Here is a 2,718-nt window from a genome sequence, read left to right on the forward strand (position 1 = left end):
ACCTGATCGATCACCTGGTCGAGCTGGCGTCGATGGCGTTCGACGTGACCAGCGAAGTGCCGCTGCACGCACGGCTGTTCGAGATCAGCGAGACCGAGTACGTGCTGGGCATGGTGGTGCACCACATCTCGGCCGACGGCTGGTCGATGGGCCCGCTGGCCCGCGACGTGATGGTGGCCTACGCCGCCCGCACGTCGTGGGAGGCGCCCGCGTGGTCGGCGCTGCCGGTGCAGTACGCCGATTACGCGCTGTGGCAGCGCGAGGTGCTCGGCTCCGAGGACGACCCGAGTTCACTGATCGCCAACCAGATCCGGTACTGGACGCGCGAACTGGCCGATCTGCCCGACGAATTGACGCTGCCGTCCGACCGGCCGCGCCCGGCCGTCGCCTCCTACCGCGGCGGCACCTACCCGTTCGTGATCTCCGGCGAGACCCAGCGCGCCCTGATCGAGCTGGGCCGCAGGCACAACGCATCGCTGTTCATGGTGCTGCACAGCGCGCTGGCGGTCCTGCTCGCCCGCGCCAGCGGCACCAGCGACATCGCCATCGGCACCCCGGTCGCCGGTCGCGGTGAAGCCGCGCTGGACGACCTGATCGGCATGTTCGTCAACACTCTGGTGCTGCGCACCGAGGTGGACGGCGCGATGAGCTTCGCCGATCTGCTCGCCCGCGCCCGCGAGACCGACCTGCACGCCTTCGCGCACGCCGACGTGCCGTTCGAGCGCCTGGTCGAGGTGCTCAACCCGGCGCGTTCACAGGCGCGGCATCCGCTGTTCCAGGTGATGCTGACCTTCCAGAACACCCGGCAGGCCAGCTTGGAACTGCCCGGACTCTCGGTCAACGGCATCGACTACGACGCGCGGCTGGCCAAGTTCGACCTGCAGCTGACCCTGTCGGAGACCCAGGACGACCACGGCGATTCGGCGGGCATGTCGGCCGAATTCTCCTACGCCCTGGATCTTTTCGACGAGCCGACCGTCGCGGCGTTCGCCCGGCGCCTCGACCGCATCCTCGCGGCCGTGACCGCCGACCCGGACGTCCCGATCGGCGACATCGACCTGCTCGCGTCCGAGGAACGCGCGCGGGTGCTGATCGATTGGAACGACACCGGACATCCGGTGGACCAGGTCGCGACGCTGGTCTCGCTGTTCGACGCGCAGGCGGCGGCGACGCCGGATGCGATCGCGCTGGACTTCGAAGGCGAGCGGCTGACCTACCGCCAGCTCCAGGAGCGGGCCAACCGCATCGCCCGCCAGCTCATCGGCGCGGGCGTGGGCCCGGAATCGCTGGTGGCGCTGGCGCTGCGGCGTTCCACCGAACTGGTCGTCGCGATGTACGCGGTGGTGCAGACCGGCGCGGCCTACGTGCCGCTGGACCCGGATCAGCCCGCCGACCGGATCAACTACATCATCGAGACCGCCCGCCCGCGGATGATCCTGTACCGCTCGGCGGACGGATTCGGCCTTGACCCGCAGCCCGCGGTGACCGCGCTGTCGGTGGAGGGCATCGAGGGCGTGCCCGGTTTCGCCGAGACCAGCGGCGCGCCGATCACGGATGCCGAGCGCACGCGGCCGCTGCGGCCGGAGAACACCGCGTACGTCATCTTCACGTCCGGTTCGACCGGACGCCCGAAGGGTGTCGCGGTCAGCCACGAAGCGATCGTGAACCGGTTGCTGTGGATGCAGCACGAGTACCCGATCGGTCGCGATGACGCGGTGTTGCAGAAGACGCCCGCCACGTTCGACGTGTCGGTGTGGGAGTTCTTCTGGCCGTTGCAGACCGGGGCCAGGCTGGTCGTGGCGCGCCCGGACGGGCACCGCGACCCGGTGTACCTGTCCCAGATCATCGCAGAGAAGCAGATCACCACGGCGCATTTCGTGCCGTCGATGCTCTCGGTCTTCGTCTCCACGCTGGGCAACGAGAACGGCGACGGACTGCCCGCGCCGCGGCTGCGGCAGGTCTTCGCCTCCGGTGAGGCGCTGCCCGCGCAGACGGCGCAGCGGCTGCGCGAGCTGACCGGCGCACGGCTGCACAACTTGTACGGCCCGACCGAGGCCGCCGTCGACGTGACCTACCACGAGGCGACCGAGGCCGACACGGTGTCGGTGCCGATCGGACGCCCGGTGTGGAACACCCGCGTCTTCGTGCTGGACAGCCGCCTGCACCCGGTCGCGCCGGGTGTCGCGGGTGAGCTGTATCTCGCGGGCGATCAGCTGGCGCTCGGCTACCTGGGCCGCTCGGACCTGACGGCCGACCGGTTCGTGGCAAACCCGTACGGCGCGCCGGGCGACCGGATGTACCGCACCGGTGACCTGGTGGCCTGGACTCCGGGCGGCGAGCTGGAGTACTTGGGCCGCACGGACTTCCAGGTGAAGCTGCGCGGCCTGCGTATCGAGCTGGGCGAGATCGAGTCCGCGTTGCTGGCACTGCCCGGGATCGCGCAGTCGGTGGTCGTACTGCGTTCCGACGCGCACGCGGGCGACCAGCTGGTGGGCTACCTGGTCTGCGAACCGTATGTGGCCGTGGACATCGACGAGGTGAAGTCCGCGCTGGCCGCGGCGCTGCCGGGCTACATGGTCCCGGCCGCGCTGGTCGTGCTGGACGCCTTCCCGGTGAACGCCTCCGGCAAGCTGGACCGCAGGGCGCTGCCCGCTCCGGTGTTCGAGGCCAGGGTGTTCCGCGCTCCCTCGACTCCGATCGAGGAGATCGTCGCGGAGA

Annotated in this window: 1 protein-coding gene; it reads left to right on the forward strand. The window is 70.1% G+C overall.

Going from position 1 to position 2,718, the window contains the following annotated elements; translation table 11 throughout:
• The coding region (locus ACWEH3_RS35920; RefSeq protein WP_452358506.1) for a non-ribosomal peptide synthetase at positions 1-2,718 on the forward strand (2,718 nt) is incomplete at both ends.

It is taken from the genome of Nocardia sp. NPDC004718, from assembly GCF_053601535.1.